Source organism: uncultured Parasphingorhabdus sp., assembly GCF_963975735.1.
GTDB lineage: Bacteria > Pseudomonadota > Alphaproteobacteria > Sphingomonadales > Sphingomonadaceae > Parasphingorhabdus.
The window spans coordinates 387224-408483 of sequence record NZ_CAXBIA010000002.1 but is presented as its reverse complement, the minus strand read 5'-3'; the positions used below and the strand labels follow the sequence as shown (position 1 = coordinate 408483).

At 55.6% G+C, this 21260-nt stretch carries 17 protein-coding genes and 1 tRNA gene; 9 read left to right on the top strand and 9 right to left on the bottom strand.

Annotated elements, in window-relative coordinates; all coding sequences use genetic code 11:
• Positions 1 to 13: 13 nt before the first annotated feature.
• A complete protein-coding gene (tyrS, locus tag AACZ86_RS05455; protein ID WP_339690077.1) occupies positions 14 to 1243 on the top strand; it encodes a tyrosine--tRNA ligase in 1230 nt (409 codons plus the stop codon).
• Positions 1244 to 1335: 92 nt separating this feature from the next.
• Positions 1336 to 1653: a PilZ domain-containing protein gene (locus AACZ86_RS05450; RefSeq protein WP_339690075.1), complete on the top strand. Its 318-nt coding sequence runs from the start codon at positions 1336 to 1338 to the stop codon at positions 1651 to 1653.
• A 3-nt stretch (positions 1654 to 1656) separates the two neighbouring features.
• On the opposite strand, the gene recG is transcribed toward AACZ86_RS05450, so the two are convergent.
• Positions 1657 to 3714, bottom strand: a complete 2058-nt coding sequence (gene recG / locus AACZ86_RS05445) for an ATP-dependent DNA helicase RecG (protein ID WP_339690073.1) — start codon at positions 3712 to 3714, stop codon at positions 1657 to 1659.
• Between the two features lie 59 nt (positions 3715 to 3773).
• On the opposite strand from recG, the gene AACZ86_RS05440 reads away from it, so the two are divergent.
• Both AACZ86_RS05440 and mfd read left to right on the top strand, forming a co-directional pair.
• Positions 3774 to 4040 carry a succinate dehydrogenase assembly factor 2 gene (locus tag AACZ86_RS05440; protein ID WP_339690071.1) on the top strand — a complete coding sequence of 89 codons (267 nt, stop codon included), beginning with the start codon at positions 3774 to 3776 and terminating at the stop codon, positions 4038 to 4040.
• 33 nt (positions 4041 to 4073) lie between these two features.
• On the top strand, positions 4074 to 7544 hold the full coding sequence (gene mfd, locus AACZ86_RS05435) for a transcription-repair coupling factor (protein ID WP_339690069.1): 3471 nt from the start codon (positions 4074 to 4076) through the stop codon (positions 7542 to 7544).
• Here mfd and AACZ86_RS05430 read toward each other — a convergent pair.
• Positions 7541 to 9547, bottom strand: a complete 2007-nt coding sequence (locus tag AACZ86_RS05430; protein ID WP_339690067.1) for a GGDEF domain-containing phosphodiesterase — start codon at positions 9545 to 9547, stop codon at positions 7541 to 7543. The genes mfd and AACZ86_RS05430 overlap by 4 nt on opposite strands.
• Before the next feature lie 164 nt (positions 9548 to 9711).
• On the opposite strand from AACZ86_RS05430, the gene moaA reads away from it, so the two are divergent.
• The 3 genes from moaA (at position 9712) to AACZ86_RS05415 (ending at position 11629) form a co-directional block, all read left to right on the top strand.
• Positions 9712 to 10710 (top strand): GTP 3',8-cyclase MoaA, encoded by a 999-nt coding sequence (moaA, locus tag AACZ86_RS05425; protein WP_339690065.1) that lies wholly within the window; start codon positions 9712 to 9714, stop codon positions 10708 to 10710.
• On the top strand, positions 10707 to 11480 hold the full coding sequence (locus AACZ86_RS05420; RefSeq protein ID WP_339690063.1) for an NAD kinase: 774 nt from the start codon (positions 10707 to 10709) through the stop codon (positions 11478 to 11480). The genes moaA and AACZ86_RS05420 overlap by 4 nt, the downstream gene beginning before the upstream one ends.
• A 74-nt stretch (positions 11481 to 11554) precedes the next feature.
• Positions 11555 to 11629, top strand: a tRNA-Asn gene (locus tag AACZ86_RS05415).
• 328 nt (positions 11630 to 11957) lie between these two features.
• Here AACZ86_RS05415 and AACZ86_RS05410 read toward each other — a convergent pair.
• From AACZ86_RS05410 to AACZ86_RS05385, 6 genes are all read right to left on the bottom strand, one after another.
• The gene (locus AACZ86_RS05410; RefSeq protein WP_339690061.1) at positions 11958 to 13070 is read right to left on the bottom strand and encodes a GGDEF domain-containing protein; all 1113 of its coding nucleotides are present in this window, start codon (positions 13068 to 13070) and stop codon (positions 11958 to 11960) included.
• A gap of 482 nt (positions 13071 to 13552) precedes the next feature.
• Positions 13553 to 13900: a sulfite exporter TauE/SafE family protein gene (locus AACZ86_RS05405; RefSeq protein WP_339690271.1), complete on the bottom strand. Its 348-nt coding sequence runs from the start codon at positions 13898 to 13900 to the stop codon at positions 13553 to 13555.
• A 599-nt stretch (positions 13901 to 14499) separates the two neighbouring features.
• A complete protein-coding gene (locus tag AACZ86_RS05400) occupies positions 14500 to 14775 on the bottom strand; it encodes a hypothetical protein (protein ID WP_339690059.1) in 276 nt (91 codons plus the stop codon).
• Positions 14776 to 14832: 57 nt separating this feature from the next.
• Positions 14833 to 15594 carry a sulfite exporter TauE/SafE family protein gene (locus AACZ86_RS05395; protein ID WP_339690058.1) on the bottom strand — a complete coding sequence of 254 codons (762 nt, stop codon included), beginning with the start codon at positions 15592 to 15594 and terminating at the stop codon, positions 14833 to 14835.
• Positions 15595 to 15626: 32 nt separating this feature from the next.
• On the bottom strand, positions 15627 to 18359 hold the full coding sequence (gene secA / locus AACZ86_RS05390) for a preprotein translocase subunit SecA (RefSeq protein WP_339690269.1): 2733 nt from the start codon (positions 18357 to 18359) through the stop codon (positions 15627 to 15629).
• Between the two features lie 105 nt (positions 18360 to 18464).
• Positions 18465 to 18791, bottom strand: coding sequence for a hypothetical protein (locus tag AACZ86_RS05385; protein WP_339690055.1), 327 nt, complete (start codon positions 18789 to 18791; stop codon positions 18465 to 18467).
• 59 nt (positions 18792 to 18850) lie between these two features.
• Here AACZ86_RS05385 and argJ point away from each other — a divergent pair, with 59 nt between their 5' ends.
• Positions 18851 to 20080 carry a bifunctional glutamate N-acetyltransferase/amino-acid acetyltransferase ArgJ gene (gene argJ / locus AACZ86_RS05380; protein ID WP_339690052.1) on the top strand — a complete coding sequence of 410 codons (1230 nt, stop codon included), beginning with the start codon at positions 18851 to 18853 and terminating at the stop codon, positions 20078 to 20080.
• Positions 20081 to 20084: 4 nt separating this feature from the next.
• Positions 20085 to 20891, top strand: coding sequence for an inositol monophosphatase (locus AACZ86_RS05375; protein WP_339690050.1), 807 nt, complete (start codon positions 20085 to 20087; stop codon positions 20889 to 20891).
• Here the strand turns inward: AACZ86_RS05375 and trxA are convergent.
• On the bottom strand, positions 20888 to 21214 hold the full coding sequence (gene trxA / locus AACZ86_RS05370; RefSeq protein ID WP_339690048.1) for a thioredoxin TrxA: 327 nt from the start codon (positions 21212 to 21214) through the stop codon (positions 20888 to 20890). The genes AACZ86_RS05375 and trxA overlap by 4 nt on opposite strands.
• Between the last annotated feature and the right edge of the window lie 46 nt (positions 21215 to 21260).

The following is a 21260-nucleotide window of genomic DNA, read 5'->3' as shown; positions in this document are numbered from 1 at the left end:
AACGCACCATTCCATGACCAATTATCAATCTGATCTGCTGCGTCTACTGAATGATCGCGGCTATATCCACCAGTTAACCGATGCCAAGGCATTGGACACTCTTGCCAACAAGAGCATCATTCCCGGCTATATCGGATTTGATGTCACGGCAGACTCCCTTCACGTCGGTAATCTGGTCCAGATCATGCTCCTCCGTCGATTGCAGCAGTCGGGACACAAGCCCATTGTTGTGATGGGTGGCGGTACCACCAAAATTGGTGATCCGTCCGGCAAAGACGAGATGCGTAAAATACTCGATGATGAGGGAATCGCATCGAATTTTGCAAAAATTCGCGGCTGTTTCGAGAATTTCCTGACATTCGGCGATGGCCCGACCGACGCGATAATGGTCAATAATGACGACTGGCTCGGCGAACTCGAATATATCCCGTTTTTGCGCGATATCGGTCGCCATTTCACCATCAACCGCATGCTGACTTTTGATTCTGTCAAACTCCGGCTGGAACGCGAGCAACCGCTGACCTTCCTCGAATTCAACTATATGATCCTGCAGGCCTATGACTTTGTAGAGTTATCCCGCCAACATGGTTGCAAATTACAGCTTGGCGGTTCCGATCAATGGGGCAATATCGTCAACGGGATTGAACTTGGCCGCCGGATTGATGGAGCCGAACTGTTCGGCGTCACCACGCCCCTGATCACCAAGGCGGATGGTTCGAAAATGGGCAAATCCGTTGATGGCGCCATCTGGTTAAACGCCGAACGCCTCTCGCCATATGATTACTGGCAATTCTGGCGCAATACCGACGACCGGGATGTCGGCAAGTTCATGCGCCTGTTCACCGATATCGATCTGGACGAGATTGCCCGCCTGGAATCGATGCAAGGATCCGATATCAACGAGGCCAAAAAGGTCCTGGCCGATGCAGCCACCAGCATGGCTCACGGTGAGAAAGCGGCGAAAGAAGCCGCCGCCACGGCTCAGCAGGTGTTCGAACAAGGCGGGGCCGGCGGCGATTTACCGGTCCATCTTGTTGAATCGGACGAGATATCCATACTTGATGCTCTGGTTGGCATCGGTTTTTGTGCATCCAAAGGCGAAGCAAAGCGGATGGTCGCTGGCGGCGGTGCCCGTATAGGAGATGAACCGGTCAAGGACGCGGGATATATGATCGCCGTTTCCGATCAGGATATAAAAATATCGGCAGGGAAAAAGAAACACGGTCTGCTTCGAAGACCTTGATTTTCGGCCGTTCCTGAAGGTTTACCAACGTTTACCTTTTATTCTTAGTCACCGGTTATAGTTGCGAGGAAGTATTTTGGAGCTCGCAGGACATGACCAGTGTACCATATCAGACAACGCCCGACCCGCGCCGTGCGACGCGTTTCCCTGTCGATTTTGAAACCATTTGCGAATTTCATCCCGACCAAGAAATCCGGATCCGGATTACCAATATTTCGGCTCATGGCATAATGGTGGGTGACGTACTGGATATGGCAAAAGGTGACAGAGTGACTGTCCGCTTGCCCGTCACCGGTCGTATCGAAGCCTATCTCGTCTGGTCCCATCAGGGGCGCTGCGGTTTTGAATTCGAGCGCGTTATCCGGGAGCCCGATTTCGTCGCCATGCTCGACAAGATCAACAACCTTTAGGCGCTATCCGCTGCGCAACAGGCTGACGCCCCAGTCACGCTCGAACAGATAGAGCGCTACCCGCGCTGCCTGCCCTCTTTCGCTGTCCAGCCCGCCGTCGCGGTCGAGCAACAACCGCGCATCATCGGTGGCTGGCCCGATCAGTTCATTGACCTGCGCAGGCGTGGCAACGCGAAAGCCCGCATCTCCCGATTGGCGCGTACCCAATAGCTCCCCGGCACCGCGCAAACGAAGATCTTCCTCGGCGATACGAAAGCCGTCATTAGTCTCGCGCATCAGCGTGAGCCGGGCACGCGCCGTCTCGCTCAGCGTGTCGCCGCGAATCAGCAGGCAATTGGATTTGACGCTCCCCCGGCCGACCCGGCCCCGCAGCTGGTGTAACTGGGCAAGACCGAAACGATCAGCCGCTTCGATGATCATCAGGCTGGCGTTGGGAACATCGACACCGACTTCTATGACCGTGGTAGCCACGAGAACCTTGATTTCGTCCCGCTGGAACCGCCCCATCACGAGATCCTTCTCGGGCCCTTTCATCCGGCCGTGGACCAGGCCTACCTGGTCACCAAATCGCGCTTGCAAGCCATCGGCCCGTTCTTCCGCCGCAGCAAGGTCACTTTTCTCGCTTTCTTCGACCAGGGGACAAACCCAATAGGCTTGACCCCCAGCAGCGATATGACGCGCAAGACCGTCAACTATGTCTGACATACGCGCTCCGGAGACCACACTGGTATCAATAGTCTGCCGTCCCGGGGGAAGTTCATCGATGCGCGACACATCCATTTCCCCATATTGGCTGAGCGTCAGGGTCCTCGGTATCGGCGTTGCGGTCATGGCCAGAAGATGCGGGGTTCTCTCGGCTTTTTGTGTCAGCATGAGCCGCTGGGAAACCCCGAATTTATGCTGCTCGTCGATGACCGCGACAGCGAGATTCTTGTACCGCACCTGCTCCTGAAAAATTGCATGGGTCCCGATCAGGATATCGATCGAACCATCCATCAGCCCCATCAGCGTCGCTTCGCGAATCTTGCCCTTGTCACGCCCGGTCAGGATCGCGAGGTTGACCGGCAAGCCGGCCAGAAGTTTCTGCAGACCTTCAAAATGCTGACGCGCCAGAATTTCCGTCGGAGCCAGAAAGGCACCTTGATATCCCGCTTCCACGGCAGAGAGCAGCGCCATCAACGCTACCAGCGTCTTGCCGGAGCCGACATCACCCTGAAGCAGCCTCAGCATCGGCGCAGTCTGCGCAAGATCACCGTCAATCTCGCCGATACAGCGTCTCTGGGCATTGGTAAGCTCAAACGGCAACTTCAACTGATCGCGAAGCCTTCCATCACCCTCTATGGGGATACCCCGCTTGCTGCGGTTGCTGGCACGGACCAGCATGAACGCAAGCTGGTTGGCAAAAACCTCGTCATAGGCCAACCGGTCATTGGCACTCTCACCTTCAGCGCTATGAAGAGCGGTGATACTATCCTTCCAATTCTTCCATTTCTTAGCTGCAAGCTGACTTGGCTCTATCCATTCAGGCAATTCCGGTGCGAGCGCGAGCGCTTGGGCAGTCAATTGCCGCATCCGCACATTCCCCAATCCGTCCGACAAAGGATAAATGGGCTCCAACAGCGCAATGCTGTCGGCTTGTTCCGGTTCAAGTATCTGATCAGGGTGGACGATCTGCAGTTCGTCACCATATCGCTCGAGCTTGCCGGAAATGACTTTGGGTTCGCCAAGCGGCAATAATTTTTTCGGCCAACCCGGGTTCCGCCCGAAAAAGGTCAGGCTGATATAATTTCCGGCCTGATCCGTTGCGTGCACCCGCAGCGGGCTGCGCGGACCGCCGCTGCGATAGTCGACCGGCGTTACCTGAACAATGATGGTCTCGCCGACATCAATTTCATCCAGTTCTTCGACCCGTTTCCGCTGCATCCAGTAGCTCGGCTGATGATAGAGCAAATCCTTGATCCGCGTCAGCCGCAACTTCTCGAGCGGCTTGGCCAATGCCTTGCCGACGCCCTTGAGCGACTGGGTTTCGCCAAATAATGGATTGAGTATCTCGGGCCGCATGTCTATCCGCCTTTATACCGTCGCTGGTACATTATACCAGCCAAGTTGGAGCAGCAATTATGGATCGCGAAACAAAGCTGAAAAGGCTGCAATTTCGCGCATGGCATCGCGGAACCCGGGAAGCCGATTTTTTGATTGGTGGTTTTTTTGATCGCTACAGTCAAGGCTGGTCAGACGAAGAGATCGGCTGGTTTGAAAACCTGCTCATCGAAGATGATGTGGATGTCATGGCCTGGGCCATCGGAACATTGCCCGTTCCGGACGTTTTTTCCGGCCCGCAAATGGATGTCATGCAGCGACTCGATTATATTGACGCGACAAAATAGTCCCCCTCTCCCATTTCCAAAAGCCCATTGAACATGTCTTATCTAGATAGATTATCATCCTCAGAAAAAGGCATGACGCTCGCAGGTATACCCGCTGGCTATCGCCCGTTGTTCCTGTCCGAAATTGCAGCCAATTCGGGACAGCGGACGATGTTCATCGCGACCGATGACGCAGCGATGAGCGCAGTGGCCGAAGCGGCCCGCTTTTTCGAACCCGGTCTGGAAATCATCGAGTTCCCGGCCTGGGACTGCCTCCCTTACGACCGCGCCTCTCCAGCCCTGCACACAACGTCAGACCGGCTCGCCGCTCTGGCGAAACTGGCGCTGCCCGGCTCGAACGGGCAACTGGTTGTCACGACGGTCAACGCCGTAACCCAGCGGGTTTTGACGCCCACGCGGATCAAGGAATTTGTCACCCATCTTGCGCCCGGCACGATCGTCGAGCAGGAAAAGCTGATCTCCTTCCTCTATGCCAATGGATTTGTTCGGGTCGACACGGTCGCGGACAGCGGCGAATTTGCGGCCCGTGGCGGTCTGATCGATCTGTTCCCGCCGGGCGCCGAAATGCCGATCCGGATCGACCTTTTCGGCGACGAGATTGAAACCTTGCGCCAGTTCGATCCCGCTGACCAGCGCACCGTCGGAAATATTGAATCGCTCGATCTACTCCCGGTTTCCGAATTTTTGCTCGATCCGGACAGTATCACCCGCTTCCGTACCCGCTATCGCGATCTTTTCGGCGCGGTCTCAACCGGTGATGCACTCTATCAATCGATTTCGGACGGGCGGCGCTTGGCCGGTATGGAGCATTGGTTGCCGCTACTCGAAGAGCGGCTGGCGACTATTTTCGATTATGTCGGAGATGACTGCATCATTCTACAGGACTCTGCCGGTTCCGCTGCAGCAGAAGCGCAATTTGCTTCGATCACAGATTACCACAAGAACCGGCTTGAAGCCGACAAGGCCAATCTGTCGAGCTACCGCCCGCTAGAGCCGTCATCGCTTTATCTCACGCCCGAAGAATGGCGGTCACGCGAGCAAGATGCGCCGGTCCATATTCTGTCCGAATTTGACGAGCCCGAATCCGCAACGGTGATTTCGATGTCGGCGTCTTCGCCCCGCGATTTTGCGCCGGAACGAGCGCGCAACGAGAATATCTATCAGGCCCTGGGTGCCCATCTAAACAATCTGGCCAAGTCCGGAACCACCGCGATTGTCGCGAGCTATAGCAAGGGATCGCGGGCCCGCATCTTTGACTTGCTCAAGGATCATGGCGTCGAGACGCCGGTGCTCTGCGATGACTGGAACTCCTGCATGGCAACCGGTGCAGCGGTGGCCTTGACGATATTGCCATTATCTTCGGGTTTCCGGACTGAAAGCCTGTCGCTGCTCACCGAACAGGATATTTTCGGCGACCGTCTGGTCCGAAAATCCAAACGCCGCAAAAGCAGCGATGCATTTATCGAAGAGCTGTCCGCACTCAGCCAGGGCGATCTTGTTGTCCATCTTGAACATGGCATTGGCTTATACGAAGGCATCGTCTCGATCCCGGTCGGCGAAAGCCCGCATGACTGCGTCCATTTGAAATATGCCGGTGGTGACAAGCTTTATGTCCCGGTCGAAAATATTGATGTTCTCAGTCGTTATGGCGAAGGCGGCGAAAGCGTTGTGCTCGACCGGCTCGGCGGCGAAGGTTGGCAACGACGCAAATCCAAACTGAAAGAACGCATCCGCGCAATTGCGCATGAATTGCTCCGAACAGCCGCGGCGCGGGCATTGCAACCGGCAACCCCTGCCCGCGTCGAAGCCACGGAAATGGCGGGTTTCGTGGATCGTTTTCCCTATCAGGAAACCGATGATCAGCAGCAGGCAATCGAGGAAGTGCTCGCCGATATGGCTTCGGGTAAAGCGATGGATCGTCTGGTCTGTGGTGACGTTGGCTTCGGCAAGACCGAAGTCGCGATGCGGGCCGCTTTTGCCGCCGCCATGGCCGGCATGCAGGTAGCGATCATCGCGCCAACGACCTTGCTCGCCCGTCAGCATTTTAACAATTTCGAAGAGCGCTTTCGGCCGTTCCCGATCAAAATCGGCCGGCTATCGCGGCTAGTTCCGCCAGCAGAAGCCAAAAAAACCAAAGAAGGCTTGGCCAGCGGCGAGGTCGACATCGTCATCGGAACCCACGCCATTCTCGCCAAGTCCATCGAATTTCAACGGCTCGGCCTGATCATTATCGATGAAGAACAACGTTTCGGCGTGACCCACAAGGAACGGCTCAAGGCAATGAAGGCGGATGTGCATGTCTTGACACTGACCGCCACGCCGATTCCGCGGACCCTGCAGATGGCGATGACCGGGATGCGCGAATTATCCGTGATCCAGACTCCTCCGGTAGATCGCCTGGCCGTGCGCACTTACGTCATGCCGTGGGATCCGATCCCGTTGCGTGAAGCGCTGCTGCGGGAACATTATCGCGGGGGCCAGTCGTTCGCCGTCGTGCCACGCATCGCGGATCTCCCCGACATCGAAGATTTTTTAAAAAAACATGCACCCGAATTGACCTATGTTGTTGCCCACGGCCAAATGGCACCGGCGACGGTGGAAGAGCGGATGTCCGCTTTTTATGATCGAAATTATGACGTGCTGCTCTCAACCACGATTGTCGAAAGCGGTCTGGATATCCCCAGCGCGAACACCCTGATCATATACCGCGCAGATCGCTTCGGTCTGGCCCAGCTATATCAACTCAGAGGCAGGGTCGGTCGATCGAAAACGCGCGCTTACGCCTATATGGTCACGCCAAAAGACCGTGTCATCACCGAAAAGGCCGAGAAACGCCTCAAAATTCTCGGCGATCTGGACAGTCTCGGTGCCGGTTTTGAACTCGCCAGCCACGATCTGGACATTCGTGGTGCCGGCAATCTTCTTGGCGACGAACAATCGGGACATATCAAGGAAGTCGGTTTCGAACTTTACCAATCGATGCTGGAAGACGCGATTTTGGAAGCGAAAGCCAAAGGCTCTGGTCTGCAAACCAGCACCGACAGTTTCTCTCCGCAGATCACAGTCGATGCCCCGATCCTCATACCGGAAGCCTATGTCCCCGACCTTTCACTCCGAATGGGTCTCTACCGCCGCATGAACGGACTCAAGACGCTTCCCGAGATAGAATCCTTTGCGGCGGAAATGATCGACAGGTTCGGAGACCTGCCGATCCAGACAGACAATCTGCTCAAGCTCATGCATATCAAAATGAACTGCGTGAACGCGCAGATTGCAAAAATCGAGATGGGACCGCGCGGTGCGTTGGTTACCTTTCACAACGACAGTTTTCCGAACGTTCAGGGCCTGCTCGATTATGTAGACCGGCTCAAGGGAACCGCCAAAATCCGGCCTGACAACAAGCTGTTCATCGAACGCAAATGGCGCGATCCCAAGTCCCGTCTGCACGGCCTGACGCAACTGACAACGGGACTTTCGAAACTGGCACAACGCGTTGCCGCTTAGTTGCTTCGCAAGGAGAATGCTTCGAACTCGTCTGGCGAAAGTGGTCCCGAACGCACGAAACCCTGGAAATATTCGCAGCCGAGTTCCGCCAAGGCCTCGAGCTGCCCTTCCGTTTCAACGCCTTCGGCAATCACGCTGAGATCAAGGCTATGCGCCATATCGATGATTGACCGGACCACGACCTGATCTTTGGCTGATCCGCTGATATCGCCCGTCAGCCCGCTGTCGATCTTCAAATAGTCGACCGGCAACTTCTTGAGATAAGACAGGCTGCTGTAACCGGTACCAAAATCGTCAATTGCGATACGAACGCCGGCCGCCCTCAATCTCTGCAACATGGCCGCCGATGCCGTTAAATTGCCGATCAATTCTGATTCCGTTATTTCGAGAGTCAGCCGATGCGGTTCAAAACCGGCATTCGCGACCTGTTTTTTCATCTTGTCATCAAATGCGGAAAAAGCCAAATCTCCGGCCGTAACGTTGATCGACAAACGCAAAAATCCAAGGCTTTTTGGCCAACCGGCAGCGAGCGTCAATGCCTGTTTGTGAATTTGCGCCGAAAGCGATTCCATCACCCCGGCCCGCTCCGCCACGGCGAAGAGAGTTGAAGCACCCAACAGCCCATATTCGGGATGTTCCCATCTAGCCAAGGCTTCAGCACCCACGAGCTGCCCCGTATCGACTTTGATTTGCGGCTGGAATGCGATGACGATTTCTCCCCGACCCATCGCCCCGGTCAATTGATCCTCCAACATTTCTTCCAGATGTACATCAGCTTCAGTAACAGTGCTAAAATTGATCGGCAGAGCATCTGCAGCGGTTGCTTCTGCCAGCGCCAGAACGGCCTTTCTGATCAATGTCTTTTCACTGGAATCCTCACTCCCGATGGCGATCCCGGCGCGAGCAACGGGGTTGATCGGCCGTCCCTCCAGTTGCAGGCCAAGAAAAACGCTGTCGATCAGATCATTCGCAAAATCCGAAATCTTGCTACTCTCCAGATCGGCTAGCGCGATTAGAAAATTCTGCCCATCCAGGCGTGCGACCAGCTGGGACCCAGCATATTGACGCTGCGTCTGATCCATCAGCCGGTGACCGACAATGCGCAGCAGCTGATCCCCGGCATGGCGTCCGAAAGCGGCATTGATCATCCGGAAGTTCTTGATGCCGATCGCAATGAGGGTCGGCTTACTTCCCGCTTCCAGTTTTTTCCGAACCCAGGAACGCGCGGCTCCAGCATTTCTCAATCCCGAAAGCAAATCCCTTCCCGTCCAGTCGTCAACGTCCTCGCTGCTGGCGAGATATTCGATCCTGCCGAAAATCCGGCCAGCCTCTTCGTGCAGGTGATGAAGCACCGCACGCCCGTTGAGCTGATGCGGAACCGCTGCCTGTCGGGCACCGTCACGCAAACGCCCCATAGCGCCGCGAACGCGCTTGCGTTCTTCGTCTGAAAGTTGGCGGTAGATTCCGGTGGCGGGATATCGTTTAAAATCAATCTGCCCGGCCACTTCCGAGAGACTGTCGCTAACCCAGGATTCGTCGACGGAGTCCAACGCCATCGACCATTGTAAATCCGCGCTGATCAACATCGATTGTTCGTGACTCGCGCGTTCGGCGCCTCCCCGAAAATTCTCGACATAACGATAGGCATATTTGATCGACAATGCGAGATTCGCTCCTGGATCTGCGAAATCTAGATAATGGGTCGCACCCGAATCATAGCATTGCTCAACTATCCAAGAGTTCTCGCTGCTATCAATCAAAGCCAGTATCGCTATTCCACCCTCGGTCGCGGAAGTTGAAAGTTGGACAATGGCTTTCAAAGCCTCATTTGCGGCCCCGCGAACATCAATAACGGCGATCATCGCCCCGGCTGAGAAAAACCGGGCGCTCAGATTATCCGATCTCCGGGCGGAATGGACCCGCCAACCGAAGGACGCAATTTCTGCGGCCAGAGGATCGCGTTCTTGGAACGAAAGCAGAAACAGATTTCTGAATTCAGCCAAATGCGCAGTCGAGATGGATATTTCGGAAACCTCAAAACTCCTTAAACGGGACCAGCGGAACGCCAATTTACCAGCGACCGACTATCTTTTTCCGTAGCAGCAAAACCTTTATATGGCGTTGCCTGCCTATCCGGAAAGCGCTAGCTCTATAGCATTGAATCAACATGAGGCGCCCTATGCAAGACGGTTTCGGACGCAAAATTGATTATTTACGGATATCGGTCACCGACCGATGCAATTTCCGCTGCCAATATTGCATGTCGGAGAAAATGACCTTCATGCCGAAGTCCGAGCTACTGACGCTCGAAGAAATCACCCTGATCGCGGAACGGTTCATCGGGCATGGCATCCGGAAAATCCGGCTTACCGGCGGTGAACCATTGGTCAGAAGGGATATGAAAGACGTTATCCAGCGGCTCGGCAGAAAAGTGGCCTCTGGTGAACTGGAAGAATTGACCCTGACCACCAACGGATCGTTGCTGACCGAATATGCCGATCATCTCGCTGCCCACGGTATGCGGCGGATCAATGTCAGCATGGATACGCTGGACCCCGCCCGCTTTTCCGAGATCACCCGCGGCGCCGATTTGAATGTTGTACTGGATGGTATCAAGGCCGCCAAGGAAGCTGGCATCCGGGTCAAGATCAATATGGTTGCGGTTCGCGACTTCAACGAAGCCGATCTTCTTCCAATAGCCGAATATTGCGCTGAAAATGGCCATGATCTGACGATCATCGAGAGCATGCCTTTGGGTGATGTCGGTGCGGATCGCAAACTCGCCCATATTTCCGCCGATGAATTTCTGGCTCCGTTGCGAGACCATTATACTATCCTTCCTATTCCCCATCGCAGCTCCGGGCCGGCGCGCTATGTTTCGGTCGAACCGCTCGGCCTCCGGCTGGGCCTGATCACGCCGCTCAGCAATAATTTTTGCGATGATTGCAACCGCTTGCGTCTGACCACCGACGGCAAGATATATATGTGCCTTGGCCACAACGCGCATGTCGATCTGCGCGCAGCCGTTCGCAAGGATGGCATCGCTTCCGTTGACCAACTGCTCCAACAGGCTCTAAAGCTCAAACCGCTGCGCCATGATTTCAATGCGCAGCTCGATGGGTCCGCAGAGATATTGGAGCGTCATATGAACGTCACGGGCGGATGAGCGATAAAAAATGGGCACTGATCGTGTCACCTACGCAACCGGCGCAGGAAGCAGCCGAAAAGCTGAAACCACTGATCGACTGGGTGCCGGTTGAAGAAGCCGACCAGGCCGTTGTACTTGGCGGTGACGGCTTCATGCTGCAAACGCTGCACCAGATGCTCAATCGCCGGAAAATCATGCCGGTCTATGGCATGAATCTCGGCACTGTCGGCTTCCTGATGAACAATTGGCATATGGAAGACTTGGAAAAACGCCTGCGCAAGGCCCGGGCGTTCAAGGTCAAGCCGCTCAAGATGGAGGTGGAAACCATCTCCGGAGCCAAGTTCACGCTGCCCGCCATCAACGAGGTCTCGCTTCTGCGCGAAACCCGCCAGACGGCAAAGCTCGAGATCGAAATCAACGGTCGGATCATGATGGAGGAGCTGGTCTGCGACGGCGTGCTGATTGCGACGCCCGCTGGCTCCACTGCCTATAATCTTTCTGCCAATGGTCCGATCCTGCCGCTAACCTGCAATCTCCTGGCGCTGACACCGATCAGCCCATTCCGGCCGAGACGCTGGAAAGGCGCGATTTTGCCAGACAAGATGGAAATCACCATCCGGGTGCTGAACCCCGAAAAACGGCCCGTCAGCGCCGTTGGCGACCAACAGGAAGTTCGAGATGTCAGCTGCGTCAAAGTCGCGATAGACCGCGCTCAGGCGCTGACAATGCTGTTTGATCCCGAGCATGCGCTCGACGATCGTATCGCTATGGAACAATTTGTCGTTTGATGGCTTGCGGCCCTCAAATGTCGTTGCTATAGGCGCGCTTCACTACAAACATCTCGGTCCAGAATCGAGGTTGTTCCCCGATAGCTCAGCGGTAGAGCGTTCGACTGTTAATCGAAATGTCGTAGGTTCGAATCCTACTCGGGGAGCCATTTTTCATGGCTCTATTTTCCACCAGATCCGGCAGTTTCGTAAAAGATGCTGACCATTGGTGCATTTCTCGAGATATATCCGTTCAGATAAGTCTCCTTTTTCCTGATAAACTTTACAACCTTTACAGGGTTATAAAATATAATCTTCTCGGCCCTGTAACAGGCGGAAACGGGATATTATTCCATGCGCGTAATGCCCTGGGAGCGTGCTGCACGCAAATGCGAGACTATATGGGCCCTGATCCATCATGAAATGAATCTATCACGCGAGAGCAGCTGTAGGAAAGCCACCCGATAAGGGCGGCCCTGTACCAGCTCGTAAAGCTGTTCAGGCGGCTTTGGCCAATGCGACCTGGTTGCGCCCGTTTTGCTTGGCGTGATACAAGGCCTTGTCAGCCCGATCCATCCCGGCGTGCAACGAATCGGTGTCGCTCAATATCGCCAGTCCGAAACTCGCGGTCACCTGGTGATTGGAATCCAGTTCCGGGTGCACGACGAAGCGCAATGAATCGCAAATATTCTGGGCTAGAAATTGCGCAGTTTCGACCGGCATCCACTTGGTCAATACGGCGAACTCCTCACCGCCGGTTCGCGCTACCTGACCATATTCCTGACACAGGTCCATCGCCGTATCCGCGATTCTTTGCAGCACCTTGTCGCCAACAGCATGGCCATATTGGTCATTGATCTGCTTGAAATGATCGATATCGAACAGGATGATCGTCCGGACAAAAATAGCCCCCTGTTTTTCGTCAGTGCGCGCGGCGAACAATCCTTTCAGACCGCGCCGGTTCAGCAGGTCCGTCAACGGATCGCGATGGGACTGGGCGTGAAAATGCAAAACCATGTCATGACCGGCAGCGACCAGCAGCACGATCGCCAGCGCCAGAGCCGCGATGCCGTTTGTCAGCTGGAACAGCCAGACATAGGTCGACTCCGTATAGCTCTGTTCGGTGAGAGGATGGCCGAGCACGATATTGATGGCTACAACCCGGATGACGAACGTGGCAGCTACGGTCGCGACGACACCGAATAATGCCCCGTCAATCAGCTTGGTGCCCGCCTTCCACAGCGGCCACAGCGACAAAGACAGCAAAAGCCCTGCTCCGCCATTGACCAGCAATGTTCGTGCGTAAATATCCGGCGCGACAAAGCTTAGCCAAATCAGGTAGACAGCCGCAATCGCGAGGCCGAACCCGACCAGCTTTACCGGGAAGGTGGCGTTGCACCGGATGTAAATCGCCCTGGAAATCGCCAGACTGAATATCCAGAACATGCCGGTCGAGAGAAAGATGAGCCCCATCGGCGTCGAGGGCGTTCGCGTACTGGCGAGCATATAGGCGATGAAAGCCGCAACATAGGCAAGCCCGACCCATCCGGAAAATTTCTGGCTCTTGACCGAAAAATGGAGGACCCCGAAAACAAGTGCAAATAAAGCCAATATTATGGCTGTTAATATATGAAAATCAGAATTTCCGGACATTAACCGCTGTCTAGCAGGCAACCTTCAATTAAGAGTTAACCGGACCGCTGAGGTAGAGAATCCATATCTGGAATAACAGGCCAAACTTGGCGGCTTTTGCCTTTGCGGGAGCCCGACTGTTTCGGTGCCGCGCCCAAACTTTACACAAACAGAATGTTTTATTTTCTGTAACCTTTGCCCGAAACACGCGAAATTCCTGCCTTTATCGAACACTCCCCTACCGTCGAGTGTAACCTTTCAGATTACCTGCCAAAACGGTCGGGTGAAATATGCGGACAACAGCCAGCGGCGTTATTTATCCAGATTATCAAAGAGCATGTCCCGCGTGTATTGCAAGAGCGGTAGTAACAATAAGCAAGCGGAACGGGTGTAGGACAGGGTTTTATTCATTCTTGCTCAAGGGCGTAGGAAAGCGAGGATGCTGCAACTGGCACCTCTATTCAAACCCACAAAATCCGCACCGCCACATAGAGTATCAGCAACGCCGTCAGCCGCCTGATCCATATCTCCGGCAGGGCCTTGCTCGCCAATATACTGCCTATCTGCCCGCCCAGCAGCACGCCGAGGAATACAGGCCAATAGGCAAGGATCGCCTCTCCGCCGCTACTCCATCCCGACTTCATCAGCTGTCCAGCCAGACCGGCGATCGAGTTTACCAGAATGAAGACGCTGGCGGTCGCCGCGATGCGGCGACTGTCGGCCCAACGGGTGAGCAGCAGGATCGGCGCAAGGAAGATGCCCCCGCCGATGCCGACCATGCCGGACAGGAAGCCGATGCCGGGGCGCAGAACGGCGAGCGCGTGGCTGGGTGTGAAGCGGCATTGTCATGGGAACAGTTTATCAGATCGGGGATGCTGTAGGAAAGAGCGGATCGGGTCATATTACAGGCTGAGGCATCTTCTCCCGTGCGGGAGAAGGATATGAAATCTTACCGCCGAAGCGTCAGCGCCGACGGCTAGATGGAGTTGGAAAAGGGTGTTCCGAGAGTGGGTTGCTGAGCCACTCAGGTCCAGCCACCCTCACCCAGCTGCGGCTGGCAGCAAGCTGTCAAGTCTGCACATCCCTCTCCTTCACGGGAGAGGAAAAGCACAGATGCTGCAACCGGAGCGATCATATATCCAACGGACTCACGCGAAGCCGCGAAGGCGCAAAGTGAATGCGCACTGTCTTCAGGCCTTGGTGACTTCGTGTCTTCGTGCGAGCCGGAGCTTTGCCGCGCTGGGTCACATGGTGCGGGATATCAGGCAGGACAACAGGGGCAAGGCGGGCCATAGGATGTGGATATGACAGGAGCAGTGCGTGGTAACTGGCGGGAGCTTGTCAGTTTCAGTCAGGAAATTAGTGCACTGTCACCGTAATTACGTAATTAGTAAATTGTCACTGTGATTCAAACACCTTTCTCCTCTTTCATCCTCTCCCATTGAGCGGATGAGGAGTATATTTTATTTGCTACGTTGAGATCAAAATCCTCGATAATTCGGACGGCTATTATCCCAATATTGACACTCTTTAGGAGGCCCAAGTCAGAAACTTCCCCTTCTTCAAACTGAATTAAAAAATTCAATTGTTCAATCAGAGTTGATTTATGATTATCATATGACGATGGAATATTCAGACTATTTACTGCCTGCAACGCATCTTGAAAAACCTCTATTCTGTTCATTGTCCTAGAACTCTCACAATGTAGAAATTACGCCGACAGCACCCCAATCCAACCACCTCAAACCCACAAAATCCTGACCGCCACATAGAGTATCAGCAACGCTGTCAACCGCCTGATCCAGATCTCCGGCAAAGCCTTGCTCGCCAATATACTGCCTATCTGCCCGCCCAGCAGCACGCCGAGGAATAAAGGCCAATAGGCAAGGATCGCCTCTCCGCCGCTACTCCACCCCGACTTCATCAGCTGCCCGGCAAGGCCGGCGATCGAGTTGACCAGAATGAACACGCTGGCCGTCGCCGCGATACGGCGGCTGTCGGCCCAGCGGGTGAGTAGCAGGATCGGCGCGAGGAAGATGCCGCCGCCGATGCCGACCATGCCGGACAGAAAACCGATACCGGTACCGGTCGCGGGAGCGAACAGCCGGTGACCGGTCCATTGCCCTCTGGGAGCCCCTGCCCGCTTGATAAATGGTTCGATGATCAGCAATATACCCGCGGCGGCCAGCGACAGGCCGAGCAGCAGCATGAAACTGTCCTGCTCCAGAACCATGCGCCCGCCCAGCCATGCAGCCGGTACGGACAGCAGCAAGATCGGCCAGATTTTGTGCCAGTCGATCAGGCCGCGCGACTGGAAGCGGACAGTTCCGCCGGTCACTACGATGATATTGCACAGCAACGCGATTACCGGCAGCGCCCGGTAATCGAGCGCGGCCAGTGCCAGCAGGGCGATATAGGTGGAACCACCGCCGAAACCGACGCTGGCGTAGAGCGCGGCGGTTACCGCGAACAGCAGCGCCAGGCCGAGAATTGAAAAATCCATCTCAGTTCCCGCCTGGCCCGCTGCGTTTCAGATCAGAACTTGCCGTGGCAATGCTTGTATTTGCGTCCCGAACCGCAAGGGCATGGAGCATTGCGGCTGACAGTGGCGCCCTCTGCAAGATTTTCCAGCTGTCCCGATTGCCGTGGCGGCAAGGACGTGGAAACCGTTCCCAGCGTGCCGCCATCGATATCATTGCTATTATCTTCGCCGGTTAACGGATCGATATGCGTGGTCAGGAAATCCGGCAATTCGGGCAAGTCCGGCACCGTAAGTTCATCCTGCCGGTGGAATTCGCTGACCGCGATGGTCTTGGTCACGCCTTCGCGGATAATTTCCAGCATCCGTTCGAACAGGCCAAAAGCTTCCTGCTTATATTCGTCGAGCGGCTTTTTCTGGGCATAGGCGCGCAGGAAAACCACCTGCCGCAGCGCATCGAGGGTGGCCAGATGTTCTTTCCAGTGATGGTCGAGCAATTCGAGCAGGATCGATTTTTCGATTTGCGCCCAGACACCGGGTTTGTCGCCTTCGACCTGTGCCACCTTGGCTTCAAATTCGGCATCGGCCATATCGGAGAGACGGGTTTCGATGATTTCCGGCTCGAGCGCATCTTCCTGCATCCAGCTGGCAAAATCAGGCTTGAGATTCAGCACTTCCTCGACGCGGGTTTTCAGACCCTCGATATCCCATTGTTCCGGATAAGTGCCCGGCGGGCAGGCATCGGCAACAATCGCATTGACGGTTTCATGCCGCATATCCTCGACGACATCACCGACCGTGTCGGCATCCATGATTTCCGAGCGCTGTTCGTAGATCACCTTGCGCTGGTCGTTCATCACGTCATCATATTCGACAACCTGCTTGCGCGCTTCATAGTTGCGCGCTTCAACCTTTTTCTGTGCGGTTTCAATGGCCTTGGACAGCCATTTGCCGCCGATTGCTTCACCATCTTCGAGATTTTTGTTCATCATCTTGGCGAACATCGTTTCGGTGCCGAAAATGCGCAGCAGATCGTCCTCGAGACAGAGATAGAAGCGGCTCAGTCCGGGATCGCCCTGACGACCGGAGCGGCCGCGCAGCTGGTTATCGATCCGGCGGCTTTCGTGCCGTTCGGTGCCGAGAACGAACAGACCGCCGGCCTCTCTCACCGTTGCGCGCAGTGCCCGCACTTCTTCCTCGATCTTGGCAATGGCCTTGTCTCGTTCCGGCCCCTCTTCCACGTCGGCAAGTTCTTCCTCGATTCGAAAATCGATATTGCCACCAAGCTGGATATCGGTACCGCGGCCAGCCATGTTGGTCGCGATTGTGACGGCGCCGGGAGAACCGGCCTGGGCCACGATATGCGCTTCCTGTTCATGGAAACGGGCATTGAGAACATTATGCACCACGCCTTCCTTGTTCAGGAAGTCCGAGAGCAGTTCGGATTTCTCGATCGAGACGGTGCCGACCAATACTGGCTGCCCCTTGTCGCTATGCTCCTTGACGGTTTTTGCAATGGCGGCAAATTTGTCGAGCGTATTTTTGTAAAACTCGTCATTTTCGTCGATCCGCAGCACCGGCTTGTTGGTCGGAATGGTGACGACATTCATTTTGTAGATTTCGAAAAATTCTGCCGCTTCGGTTTCGGCGGTGCCGGTCATGCCGGACAATTTGGGATACATGCGGAAATAATTCTGGAAAGTGATCGAAGCCATGGTCTGGTTTTCGGGCTCGATCTGGACGCCTTCTTTGGCTTCAACCGCCTGGTGCAGGCCGTTGGACCAGCGTCGTCCTTCCATCATCCGGCCGGTAAATTCATCGATGATGATGACCTTCCCTTCCTTGACGATATAATCGGTATCACGCTTGCGCATGACATTGGCCATCAGAGCCTGGTTCAGATGGTGGACTACCTGGGTATTCTCGAAATCATAGAGATTGTCGCCAACCAGCAGACCGGCTTCCTCGAGCAGACGTTCCGCCTTTTCCGTGCCCTCTTCTGTCAGCGAGATATTGCGCGTCTTCTCGTCTTTTTCATAATCGTCTTCGGTGATATTCTGAACCACTGCGTTGACCTGCAAATAGAGGTCGGACTTGTCATCGGTCGGTCCTGAAATAATCAGTGGTGTCCGGGCTTCGTCGATCAGGATGGAGTCGACTTCATCGACAATCGCGAAGTTGAACGGACGCTGGACCATCTGGGCGCGCTCGTGCTTCATATTGTCGCGCAGATAGTCGAACCCGAATTCATTGTTGGTGCCGTAGGTAATGTCGGCCGCATAAGCTGCCCGGCGTTTGTCCTCGCCAAGGTTGGGGACGATCACGCCGACTTCCAGGCCGAGGAAATTATAGACCTGACTCATCCATTCCGCATCGCGGCGGGCCAGATAGTCATTGACGGTGACAACGTGCACGCCCTTGCCGCCGATTGCATTGAGATAACAGGCGAGCGTCGCGACCAGGGTCTTGCCTTCACCGGTCCGCATTTCGGCGATTTCGCCGCGATGGAGCACGATACCGCCGATCAGCTGCACATCATAATGGCGCTGTCCCAATGTCCGTTTGGCCGCTTCGCGTACGACCGCGAAAGCTTCCGGCAATATGTCGTCGAGCGATTCACCGCCAGCGGCCCTTTCCTTGAAAGACAGGGTTTTTGCAGCAAGCTCTTCGTCGGAAAGGGGTTCGATTGCCGGCTCGAACGCGTTGACCGCGTCGACCACTTTTTGCATCGATTTTACATATCGGTCATTGGCTGAACCGAAGAGAGATTTGGCAATACCGCCGAGCATGATGTTTTCCAATTTGTATATTTTTCCGGCCGATAGACGGCCGCGAACAGGATGAATTTGGGAAGAATTTCTTGCCGTTCAATAGCGGCAAGGCCGGAAATGGCGCTAGGGCGCGCCTTCTTCATGTTCCAGCTTGTCGCCATCTTCGGCACGCATCGTGGCGACGGTCCAGACTGGCGTCTTGCTGCCGGCTTTGACGATGGTGAGTGGCGCCGTAACGCAGGCTGCCGCCACCGCGCAGGATTGATGATCCGGTGAGACAAATCCTGCAACTTCGATGACCGACGATGAATCGACGATCGCCGCTTCCGACAGGTTGGCGGCGCTGCCCAATTCCGGCACCATGCGTTCTGCAGCCGCAGCCGACGCAGGCACGGCCAGGCCGACAGCGTTGAATAGCAGCAACATAAAACTTGCAAAATATGCGTTCATGGACAAGGCCTCGTCAATATCAGCGCGTTCTATCAAAACATTGTATAAAGGCAAGTTAAGTGTCAGACAAACTTTCGCCTCTGGCCCCAGCAATATCCCCCGCATTACCCGATATTGCGGGCGTAACCACCCGCATAGCCCGCGCTCGTTACAAGGATTGGGATCGCTGCGATCTGACCTTTGTCGAACTGGCAGCGGGAACATCGGTCGCCGGGGTGCTGACGCAAAGCAAATGTCCCTCGCCCGAAGTCGAATATTGCCGGGAAGCGCTCAAGGGCGGCAATGCACGCGGTCTGGTCGTCAACGCCGGCAATGCCAACGCTTTTACCGGCGCGCGGGGCAAGGCAGCGGTCCAGAAAATATTGTCGCTGGCCTCGGCCCATCTCGGGTGCGAGGAACATGAGATATTCGTGTCCTCGACCGGCGTGATCGGCGTGCCGCTGCCGCAGGACAAGGCCGAAGCGGGCCTGAAAGCGGTGTTTGAAGCTGCCCCATGCAGCTGGGAAGACGCGGCGGCAACGATCATGACCACCGATACGTTCCCCAAGATGGCGACCACGAGCGCTATCGTCGGCGGTCAGACAGTCCATCTCAACGGCATCATCAAGGGTTCGGGCATGATTGCCCCGGATATGGCGACGATGCTCGGTTATATTTTCACCGATGCAACGGTGGACGCGGGCCTGCTGCAGCAAATGCTGAGCGCGGCAACCGGCAAGAGCTTCAACTGCATCACTGTCGACAGCGACACATCGACCAGCGATACGGTGCTGGCCTTTGCCACGGGGCAGAATTCAGCCCCTGCCCTGAGCTCGTTCGATGATGATGGCGCCGATGCCTTTCAGGCCGCGCTGAGCGATCTTTGCATGCAACTGGCGCATCTGGTCGTCCGCGACGGCGAAGGCGCGAGCAAATTTATCGAAATTGCGGTGACCGGAGCGGAAAATGACGACAGCGCCAAGCGCATTGCTCTTTCGATCGCCAATTCTCCTCTGGTCAAGACCGCGATAGCCGGCGAGGACGCCAATTGGGGCCGTGTCGTCATGGCGGTCGGCAAGGCGGGCGAACCGGCGGATCGCGACAAGCTGGCAATCGGATTTGGTGGCGTCACCGTCGCCCGCGACGGTCTGGTCGTACCGGATTATGACGAAGCACCGGTGGTGTTGCACCTACAAGGCAAAGAGATCGATATTGCCGTCGATATCGGCCTTGGCACCGGCAAGGCAACGGTCTGGACCTGCGACCTTACGCACGGCTATATCGAAATCAACGCCGACTACAGGAGCTAAACCCATGCATCGCCTCTATCAGCCCGTTCTCGACATCATCGAAAACGCGTCGCGCGATATCGTGATGCCTTATTACCAGAATCTGAAATCGCACCAGATCGATGAAAAAACACCCGGCGATCTGGTCACCGTCGCCGACAAGCTCAGCGAGGAATATATCGCCGGGGCGCTGTCGGCATTGCTGCCGGAAACCAAGATTGTCGGCGAGGAAGCCTTCGCCGCCGATGAATCGGTGCTGGACCAGCTGGCCGACGGCCAGGTCTGTATCATTGATCCGATCGACGGGACCGGCAATTATGCCGCCGGACGGGGCCCGTTCGGGATCATGATTGCATTGGTCGAGGAGAATGAAACCGTTGCTGGCTGGCTATACGATCCGCTGACCGGGCGCGTTTGCCATGCCGACAAGAATGGCGGTGCCTTTATAAACGGGGAACGGGTCACCGTTCCCGAAGATCATCCGGAAAGACCCGTTGCTGCGCTGGCGACCGGGTTCATGACACCGGAAGAGCGGGACACTCTGCTCGCTTCAGCAGAGCCTTTTTACGAGATTGTCGATATCCCCCGATGCGCCGCCGAACAATATCCGCGGCTGGTGGAGGGAACTAACCATATTTCGGTATTCCAGCGCACCCTGCCGTGGGACCATGCTTCGGGAGTGTTATTCCTAAACGAAGCCGGTGGAAAATGTGCGCGCTGGGATGGTTCGGACTATCGTCCGGCGGACCGCAGGAAAGGGCTACTCGGCGCTTCGTCACCGAAACTCTGGGACGAAGCAGCCGAGCGGCTCGGGGATATTTTCAAGACTTAAGCAGGCAGGCTGGACTCGAGCCAGGATTTAAGCTGGCTTTTCGGAGCCGCGCCGACCTTGGTTTCGACCGCGACACCGTTGTTGAACAATATCATGGTCGGAATGCCGCGCACGCCATATTTCGCAGGTGCATCAGGGCTGTCATCGATGTTGAGCTTGGCAATGGTCACCTTGCCGACCAGTTCATCGCTGATTTCTTCCAGCGCGGGGCCGATCATTTTGCAGGGGCCGCACCATTCTGCCCAGAAATCGACGAGCACGGGGCCGTCAGCCTTCAGGACATCGCCTTCAAAACTTGCGTCGGTAATTGCTTTGGTAGCCATAACGAATCTCCAATTGTTCAGAACCTATTTAGGTATGGTCGGGCCT